Source organism: Streptomyces sp. NPDC058955 (genome assembly GCF_042741435.1).
Lineage (GTDB): Bacteria > Actinomycetota > Actinomycetes > Streptomycetales > Streptomycetaceae > Streptomyces.
On record NZ_JBHYKM010000024.1, the window covers coordinates 71214 to 79888 of the forward strand.

The 8675-nt window shown below is 71.5% G+C and carries 8 protein-coding genes and 1 pseudogene; 4 read left to right on the top strand and 5 right to left on the bottom strand.

Annotated elements, in window-relative coordinates:
* Positions 1–30: 30 nt before the first annotated feature.
* Both ACFW1I_RS12615 and ACFW1I_RS12620 read right to left on the bottom strand, forming a co-directional pair.
* Complete coding sequence (locus ACFW1I_RS12615) at positions 31–288, bottom strand: DUF3263 domain-containing protein (protein ID WP_384669202.1); 258 nt, start codon at positions 286–288, stop codon at positions 31–33.
* Positions 289–310: 22 nt separating this feature from the next.
* The gene (locus ACFW1I_RS12620; protein WP_384669213.1) at positions 311–1594 is read right to left on the bottom strand and encodes an extracellular solute-binding protein; all 1284 of its coding nucleotides are present in this window, start codon (positions 1592–1594) and stop codon (positions 311–313) included.
* Positions 1595–1824: 230 nt separating this feature from the next.
* On the opposite strand from ACFW1I_RS12620, the gene ACFW1I_RS12625 reads away from it, so the two are divergent.
* The 4 genes from ACFW1I_RS12625 (at position 1825) to ACFW1I_RS12640 (ending at position 5555) form a co-directional block, all read left to right on the top strand.
* Positions 1825–2775: an ROK family protein gene (locus tag ACFW1I_RS12625; protein WP_384669203.1), complete on the top strand. Its 951-nt coding sequence runs from the start codon at positions 1825–1827 to the stop codon at positions 2773–2775.
* The gene (nagA, locus tag ACFW1I_RS12630; protein WP_384669204.1) at positions 2775–3944 is read left to right on the top strand and encodes an N-acetylglucosamine-6-phosphate deacetylase; all 1170 of its coding nucleotides are present in this window, start codon (positions 2775–2777) and stop codon (positions 3942–3944) included. Before ACFW1I_RS12625 ends, nagA begins: the two co-directional genes overlap by 1 nt.
* Positions 3945–4077: 133 nt before the next feature.
* A complete protein-coding gene (locus ACFW1I_RS12635; protein WP_384669205.1) occupies positions 4078–5001 on the top strand; it encodes a 1-phosphofructokinase family hexose kinase in 924 nt (307 codons plus the stop codon).
* 134 nt (positions 5002–5135) lie between these two features.
* Positions 5136–5555, top strand: a complete 420-nt coding sequence (locus ACFW1I_RS12640; RefSeq protein WP_384669207.1) for a hypothetical protein — start codon at positions 5136–5138, stop codon at positions 5553–5555.
* 88 nt (positions 5556–5643) lie between these two features.
* On the opposite strand, the gene ACFW1I_RS12645 is transcribed toward ACFW1I_RS12640, so the two are convergent.
* The 3 genes and pseudogenes from ACFW1I_RS12645 to ACFW1I_RS12655 form a co-directional block, all read right to left on the bottom strand.
* Positions 5644–6615 carry a carbohydrate-binding protein gene (locus tag ACFW1I_RS12645; RefSeq protein WP_384669208.1) on the bottom strand — a complete coding sequence of 324 codons (972 nt, stop codon included), beginning with the start codon at positions 6613–6615 and terminating at the stop codon, positions 5644–5646.
* A gap of 92 nt (positions 6616–6707) precedes the next feature.
* A pseudogene (locus ACFW1I_RS12650) lies at positions 6708–7907 on the bottom strand (RNA-guided endonuclease InsQ/TnpB family protein).
* Between the two features lie 12 nt (positions 7908–7919).
* The coding region (locus tag ACFW1I_RS12655) for a diguanylate cyclase domain-containing protein (protein ID WP_384669209.1) at positions 7920–8675 on the bottom strand (756 nt) is incomplete at its 5' end.

Consider the following 8675-nt stretch of genomic DNA (forward strand, 5'->3'; position numbering starts at 1 on the left):
GCGTGGCCGGACTCACCCGCCCGGACGGGTTTACCGCCGGCGCCGCTTCTCCTCCCGGACCCGGCGCAGCCGGTTGACCGTGACCGGGTCGTGGGCGAGGGCGCGCGGGTCGTCGAGGAGGGCGTTGAGGAGCTGGTAGTAGCGGGTCGGCGAGAGCCCGAGGCCCTCGCGGACGGCCCGCTCCTTGGCGCCGGGGCCGGGCCAGGAGCGGCGCTCGACGGCGAGCACGGCCCGCTCCCGCTCCCCCAGCTCGGAGGAGTCGGTCGCGGGCGGGTGCTCTTCGGTCATACGACCAACCTATATAAGGGCGCTACTCCGCCGCCTCCGCCGCCGTCGCCGTGCGGGCGATGGTGCCGAGGACGTCGTCGGGGCGGCCGGCGGGGGTGACGGCCTTGCCGATGCCGCCCTTGATGGTCTCGCTGACCTTGGCCCAGGAGGTCTTGCCGACCGGCGGGAGCTGGGCGGTGGGCAGCGCCTTCAGGAACTCGCGCAGGCCGGCGTGCTCGGCGTCGCTCTCCATGCGGGTGGAGGCGGTGACGGTGACGGGCAGCAGGTCGTTGTCGCCGGCGAACTTGAGCACGTTCTCGTCGCTGAAGACGAAGTCGAGGAAGGTGCCTATCTCCTTGCGGTGGCCGTTCTGCTTGAAGCCCATGATCCAGTCGGCGACGCCCATGGTGGCCTTGGCGGGGCCGTCGACGCCGGGCAGCGGGGCCTGGCCGACCTTGACGCCCTGCTTGGCGGCCTCCTGGACGAGCGAGGGGTGGCCGTTGAGCATGCCGACCTCGCCGCGGGCGAAGGCGGCGAAGGCGGCCTTGCGGTTGAGCTTGCCGGGGGCGATGGGGCCGGTGAGGCCCTGGCCGACGAGCTCGTCCTTCAGCCAGGTGAAGGTCTCGACGTTGGCCTCGGAGTCGATGGCGTACCGGTCGGATTCGTCGGTCCAGCCGCCGCCGGCGGCGAGCAGCCACATCAGGGACTCGGCCTGGGCCTCCTCGGGGCCGAGGGGAAGGGCGAAGGGGGTGCGGACGCCGTCCTCCTTGAGCTTCCGCGCGGCCTCGGCCAGCTCGTCCCAGGTGGTGGGGGGCTCCACGCCGGCCTTGTCGAAGAGGTCGGCGTTGTAGAAGAGGGGGCGGGTGGAGGCGACGAACGGCAGACCGTACTGGGTGCGCTCGTGCTGGCCGGCCTCGGCGAGGGCGGGGACGAAGTTGGCCTGCACCGGGATGGTGAGGAGTTCGTCGGCGGAGTAGAGCTGTCCGGCGGCGGCGTAGTCGGCGTAGGCGCCGATCTGGGCGACGTCCGGGGCCTGGCCGGCCTTCACCATCTCGGCGACCTTGCGGTCGACGTCGTCCCAGGACTCGATCTGCACCTGGACCTTGATGCCCGGGTGGCCGGCCTGGAAGGCGGCGACGAGGTCGTCCCAGTACTTCTTGGTGGTGGTGCCGCCGGTGAGGTCGTAGTCGGCGGCGACCAGGCGCAGGGTCACGTCGCCGCCGTCACCGCCGAGGGTGCCGCAGCCGGCGACCGTGGCGGTCAGGCCCAGGGCGGCGGCGGCCGCGGTCAGTCCAAGGAATCGTCGCCGCTCCACGGCTTCATCCACCTTTTGCTCGTCGTTGAGCAGCAGTGAGCTGCACATACTCCTGGGTAGGGTCCGAAAGTCTGTCCCACTCCAGAAGAAGAGGTCTACACCAGTCGGGTGTCACTTCCGCAACTCCGGGGGGACCTTCGCCACAAACCCCCCACACCAGGGGCCCCGCATTTGTATCCGAGCGCAACAATCCTCGGCAGTGGACTAGACCTTTAGGGCGGTCTCGCGCGAGACTGTCCCCCGTGAGACACGTCATCGCCCTGGATGTGGGCGGCACCGGCATGAAGGCCGCCCTCGTCGGGGCGGACGGCACCCTGCTCCACGAGGCCCGCCGCGCCACCGGGCGCCGCCGCGGCCCCGAGGCCGTGGTGGAGACCATCCTCGGCTTCGCCGAAGAGCTCCACGCCCTCGGCCGGGAGCGGTACGGCGAGCCCGCCGCGGCCGCCGGCGTCGCCGTCCCCGGCATCGTCGACGCCGAGAACGGCATCGCCGTCTACGCCGCCAACCTCGGCTGGCGCGACGTTCCCATGCGCGAACTCCTCAGCGCCCGGCTCGGCGGCATCCCCGTCGCCCTCGGCCACGACGTGCGCACCGGCGGCCTCGCCGAGGGCCGCATCGGCGCCGGCAACGGCGCCGACCGCTTCCTCTTCGTCCCCCTCGGCACCGGCATCGCCGGCGCCATCGGCATCGGCGACCGCATCGAGGCCGGCGCCCACGGCTACGCCGGCGAGATCGGCCACATCGTCGTCCGCCCCGGCGGCACCGACTGCGGCTGCGGCCAGCGCGGCTGCCTGGAGCGGTACGCCTCTGCCTCCGCCGTCTCGCTCGCCTGGGCCGAGGCGTCCGGCGACCCCGACGCGGACGCCGCCGACTGCGCCAAGGCGGTCGAGTCCGGCGACCCCGTCGCCGTACGGGTCTGGCAGGAGGCGGTGGACGCCCTCGCCGACGGCCTGGTCACCGCCCTCACCCTGCTGGACCCCCGCACCCTCGTCATCGGTGGCGGTCTGGCCGAGGCCGGGGAAACCTTGTTCACACCCCTTCGGGCCGCGGTGGAGGCACGCGTGACCTTCCAGAAGCTGCCCGCCATCGTCCCGGCGGCCCTCGGGGACACCGCCGGATGCCTGGGCGCGGGCCTCCTCGCCTGGGACCTGCTCGCCGACCAGCACTCCACCGACCCGGAGGTCTCCGCCTGATGTCCGATCACAAGGTTCTCTCCGGCGCACGCGTCGTGCTGCCCACCGGGATCGTCGAGAACGGACGCGTGATCGTCGACGGCGGCCGCATCGCGGGCGCGGCGCCCGAGGACGCCGAGGTCCTCGACCTCACCGGCCACTGGCTGGTGCCCGGCTTCGTCGACATGCACAACCACGGCGGCGGCGGCGCCTCCTTCACCTCCGGCACCGTGGACGAGGTCCTCAAGGGCGTCCACACCCACCGGCTGCACGGCACCACCACCGTCGTCGCCTCCTTCGTCACCGGCGACATGGACTTCCTCACCGCCCGGGCCGGCCTGCTCTCCGAGCTCGCCGAGCAGGGCGAGATCGCCGGCCTCCACTTCGAGGGCCCGTTCATCTCCCCCTGCCGCAAGGGCGCCCACGACGAGACCCTGCTGCGCGACCCGCACCCGGCCGAGGTCCTCAAGCTGATCGACGCAGCCCGCGGGCAGGCCAAGATGGTCACCCTCGCGACCGAGCTGCCCGGCGGCATCGACTCCGTACGGCTGCTGGCCGAGCACGGCGTCATCGCCGCCATCGGCCACACCGACGCCAGCTACGAGCAGACCGTCGAGGCCATCGACGCCGGCGCCACCGTCGCCACCCACCTCTACAACGCGATGCCCGGCCTCGGCCACCGCGCGCCCGGCCCGATCGCCGCGCTCCTGGAGGACGAGCGGATCACCGTCGAGCTCATCAACGACGGCACCCACCTCCACCCGGCCGCCCTGGAGCTGGCCTTCCACCACGCCGGCGCCGAGCGCGTCGCCTTCATCACCGACGCCATGGACGCGGCCGGCTTCGGCGACGGGCGCTACATGCTCGGCCCGCTGGAGGTCGAGGTGAAGGACAGCGTGGCCCGCCTCGTCGAGGGCGGCTCCATCGCCGGCTCCACCCTCACCCTGGACCGCGCCTTCAAGCGCGCCGCCACCGTCGACCGGCTCCCCGTCGAGTCCGTCGTCCAGGCCATCTCCGCCAACCCGGCCCGCCTCCTCGGCGTCTACGACCGGGTCGGCTCGCTGGAGCCCGGCAAGGACGCCGACATCGTCGTCCTCGACGACGCCTTCGACGTGAAGGGCGTCATGCGCAAGGGCGAGTGGATCGTCGCCCCGCAGGGAGTCACCGCCCGGGTGCCGCAGAACGCCTGACCCCGGCCTGACATCCCGCCTGATCAGGGCGGAAACGGGACGGCGAACGGTCCTGGGTCTGGGCCGATCGCCGTTCCTTTGGCATGATCGCGCTGTCTCCACAGGTCTTACCGGAAGTACGGGGGGTGGACAGGTGATTCTCACGGTCACCCTCAACACGGCGCTGGACGTCACCTACGAGGTGCCCGCGCTGATCCCGCACACCAGCCATCGCGTCACCCGCAGCGCCGAACGGCCCGGCGGGAAGGGCGTCAACGTGGCCCGGGTGCTCGCCGCGCTCGGCCACGAGACCGTCGTCACCGGCTTCGCCGGCGGACCCACCGGCGACCGGCTCCGCGCGCTGCTCGCCCCCGTCCCCCGGCTGACCGACGCGCTCGTCGCCACCGAGGCGGCGACCCGGCGCACGCTCGCCGTCGTCGACACCGGCGCCGGGGACGCCACCGCGTTCAACGAGGCCGGCGCCGCCGTCACCGCCGCCGAGTGGACGACCTTCCGGGAGCGGTACGCGCAGCTGCTCGCCGGCGCCGCCGCCGTCGCCCTGTGCGGCAGCCTCCCGCCGGGCGTCCACGTCGGCGCCTACGCGGAGCTGATCCGTACGGCCCGCGCCGCCGGCGTCCCGGTCCTCCTCGACACCGCCGGGGAACCGCTCCGCCGCGGCATCGCCGCCCGCCCCGACCTGGTGAAGCCCAACGCCGACGAACTCGCGGGCCTGACCGGCTCCCGGGACCCGCACCGCGCCACCCAGGACGCCCGCCGCCGCGGCGCCCACGCCGTCGTCACGTCGCTGGGCCCCGACGGCCTGCTGGCCGCCACCCCCGACGGCCTCTGGCACGCGACCCCGCCGGCCCCGGTCCACGGCAACCCGACGGGAGCCGGCGACTCGGTGGTGGCCGCCCTCCTGGCGGGCCTGATCGACGCCACCCCCTGGCCGGACCGCCTCGCCCACGCGGTCGCCCTCTCGGCGGCCACGGTCGCGGCCCCGGTGGCCGGCGAGTACGACCCTCAGGTCCTCGCCGACCTCCTCCCGAAGATCAGCGTCACCCGGGAGATGTCGTGAGAATCTATTATTTCACGCCAAAGAATGGCACTTCGCGGGCCATACCTGACTAACTATCACCCTCCATTTGGCGCTTCTTCGACTATTCGAGCGAGGGTTAGACAAATCGACCCCACTCCGCGAGGGATACGCCCATGCCGAAGAAAGCCATCACCGCTGCGAGCGTTCTCGTTTCTGCACTCGCCCTGTCCATTTCGACGGCCGGGTCAGCAAACGCAGCCACTGGCTTCACCGTCATCAGGGGCTGCGGCACGACCGGTGCCTACGGCGACATGTCCGCGACCAATTGGTACGGGCCCGACGCAACGATTAACGTCAAGTTCACCCTGACCGACATCGCCGCCGACGGGCTCAGCGTCCGGATACGACTGGTTTCCAAGGACACCTTCGGACGAATTCACTACTACCCGTGGCGTACGAACGCGCAGGGAAACGGCAAGACGAGCACCTGGCACACCACGGCCTCGCACACCAACGGCCTTTTCGACATCGGGATTCAGGTAGCTCGCGTCAACGGTGACGGCAGCACAAAGAACCACTGCACGGATTGGTAGGCGCCCGAACCGCGACCCCCGAGCGGCCCAGGGCTACAGCCAGTAGCCGCCGGGTCGCACGGGGCCGACGGCCACAGCTGACACAGAGTCAGCCGCCGACCTTACCCTCCACCAGGTAGACCTGGTCGATGATCGCCTCGCAGGAGTTGCCCTGCTCGCAGGAGATCTTGAGGGAGTTGCTGCCCTTGGTCAGGGTGGCGTAGCCGTACGTGGTGGTCCACCCCTTCTCCCAGTCGCCCTCCGGCGCGAGCGCGAAGTTCTTCATGTTGACCTTGTACGGCGGGCTGCTGTTGACCGTCAGCATGGCGTCCGCGTCCTTGCCGGGCACGCTGTAGACGATCTTGAGCGTGTAGTCGCCCGCCTCCGGCACGTCCACGGCCCAGCTCGCGGAGCCGCCGACGCCGTTGAGCGACACGTAGGCGCCACCCGGGCCCTTCGCGCCCTTGATGTCCTTGCCGACGGTGGCAACGCCGCCGAGCGTGAGCGTCGCCGCGTCCTGCTTCGGCAGCGGGGCCTGAGTCGGTTCCTCGGTGGGGTCCGTGGAAGTGCTGGGCTGCTCGCTGGGGGTAACCGGGGCCGAGGCGGTCGGCGTGCCGCCGGCCGTCTGCTCCTTCTTGTCGGTCTGGTTGCCGATGATCGCCGCGGTGATGCCGGCGACGACGACCGCGACGACCGCGACCGCGCCGATCAGCAGGCCCTTGGTGTTGGGGCCGCGGCCGCCGCCGCGGGGGCCCTGCGGGGGCGGGGTGTGGCGGGGCGGCTGGCCGCCGCCGTAGGTCTCGGGTGCCGCGTACTGCGGGTGCGGCTGGCCGTAGGCGGCCTGCTGCTGCGGCGGCACGTACGGCTGGGCCGGCTGCTGCCCGTACTGGCGCTCGCCGACCGTCCTGACCTGGTTGTACGAAGTGCGGGGAACGCCCGGCTGGGCCTGCGCGGGGCCTGGGTAGCCGTAGCCGCCGCCCTGGGGGGCGCGGCCGCCGGCCGCTGCCTGTCCGTCCGCGTACAGGTAGCCGAACGGATCGTCGTCCTCGGGCTTGTTCGCGCCGTCGTTACCGGCAGCCATCCGGGTCATCCTCTCCATGCTCGCCAGCCGTCGCCGACCCGGCGAGCCTACCCCGAACGATTGACGCTCTCCTCCCTGACGGGAGGGGATTCCTACGGCTCGCGCCGTGAGACTTCCTGCTTCGTCGCCGACCGCCCGCCCGGAGAACTCCGTTGAGGTCTTACACCAGCTCCACAGGCCGACACCGCCCGTCCGGCGGCCAGCAGGTTCTTCGCGGCGTTCACGTCCCGGTCGTGGGTCGTCCCGCAACTGTCGCACGTCCAGGTGCGGACGTGCAGCGGCATCTTCCCCTGAAGGGTGCCGCAGGTGGAGCACAGCCTGGAGGAGGGGAAGAAGCGGTCGACCGCGATCACTTCCCGCCCGTACCACTGGGCTTTGTACTCCAGCATGCTCCGGAACTCCGACCACGCGGCATCGCTGATGGCGCGGGCCAGACTCCGGTTCCTGACCATGTTGCGCACGGTCAGGTCCTCGATCACGATCGTTTGGTTCTCACGAACGAGCCGAGTGGTCAGCTTGTGCAGGCCGTCACGGCGACGGTCGGCGATCCGGGCGTGGATCCTGGCGACCTTACGCCGGGCCTTGGCCCGGTTGGCGCCGTCCCCCTTGCCTTTCTTCGCCAGGCGGCGCTGGGCCAGGGCGAGGCGGGCACGGTCACGGCGCTCGTGCCGGGGGTTGACGATCTTCTCCCCGGTCGAAAGGGTCAGCAGGTGGTCGAGGCCGACATCCACGCCCACGGCGGTGTCCGTAACGGGGAGCGGCTGAACGGCCGGGTCCTCGCACAGCATCGAGACGTACCAGCGCCCGGCCGCGTCCTGGGAGACGGTCACCGTCGAAGGCTTCACCCCCTCGGGCAGGGGTCGGGACCACACGATGTCCAGCGGTGCCGCCATCTTGGCCAACGTCAGCTTCCCGTCACGGAAGCGGAACCCACTGGTGGTGTACTCGGCGGACTTCCGCGACTTCTTCTTCGACTTGAAGCGTGGGTACCTGGCCCGTTTGCCGAAGAAGTTCGTGAACGCCGCCTACAAATGCCGAAGGCACTGCTGGAGCGGAACCGACGACACCTCATTCAGGAACGCCAGTTCCTCGGTCTTCTTCCACGCCGTCAGCATCGCCGACGTGGCGTTGTAGTTCACCCGCTCCTGCCGCGCCCACGCCTCGGTACGGGCGGCGAGCGCCATGTTGTAGACCTTGCGGACGCAGCCGAACGTGCGCGACAGCTCGGCCGCCTGCCCGTCCGTGGGATAGAAGCGGTACCTGAACGCCCGCTTCACATGCGTCGCGGTCACGCTCACAAACGATCATCCCGCCCGGCGGTGCACCTTGGCACGGGACCGTTTCTCCACGTACATCCGCTGGTCGGCGGAGTTGAGGACCTCTTCGACGGTCATCCCGCATTCGGCCCAGCCGATGCCGAAACTGGCCCCGACCCGCACCGCGCGGCCGTCCACCCGGATGGGCGGGATGATCGCGTTCCGCAGCCGGACGGCGAGGTCGGCGGCGTCGGCGGCGCCGAGGCCGTCGGCGAGGACGACGAACTCGTCACCGCCCAGACGGGCGACGGTGTCACCGTCCCTGACGCCGGTGGTGAGCCGGCGGGCCACCTCGATGAGGACGGCGTCGCCGGTGTGGTGCCCGAAGCGGTCGTTGATCGACTTGAAGCCGTCGAGGTCGCAGAAGAGGACGGCGAGCCCCTTGGTGCCGTCGTCGGTGTCGCCGCCGGTCGGCGCGACCGTGTGCACGTGGTGGTCGTACGCCCCGCCGCCGGCCTGCTCGAAGCCGAAGCCGTGCTCGTGCTCGTGGTCGTACTCGTAGCCGTCCTGGGCGAGGGGCAGCGGGTCCGGGCCGTACCCGAACCCGGCGTCGGGGCCGGGCCCCTGGTAGGCGCCGGTGTGCGCGGGGCGCTCGCAGAGCCGGGCGGAGAGCCGGGAGCGCAGCTCGGCGCTGTTGGGCAGTCCGGTGAGGGCGTCGTGGGAGGCGCGGTGGGCGAGCTGGAGCTCGTGCCGCTTGCGCTCCTCGATGTCCTCGACGTGGGTGAGGAGGAAGCGGGGGCCGTC

Bases quoted from the DNA above. Each gene is read 5' to 3' on its own strand.
- ACFW1I_RS12615 (WP_384669202.1), bottom strand. From the start codon at position 288: ATGACCGAAGAGCACCCGCCCGCGACCGACTCCTCCGAGCTGGGGGAG.
- nagA (WP_384669204.1), top strand. From the start codon at position 2,775: ATGTCCGATCACAAGGTTCTCTCCGGCGCACGCGTCGTGCTGCCCACC.
- ACFW1I_RS12640 (WP_384669207.1), top strand. From the start codon at position 5,136: ATGCCGAAGAAAGCCATCACCGCTGCGAGCGTTCTCGTTTCTGCACTC.
- ACFW1I_RS12645 (WP_384669208.1), bottom strand. From the start codon at position 6,615: ATGGCTGCCGGTAACGACGGCGCGAACAAGCCCGAGGACGACGATCCG.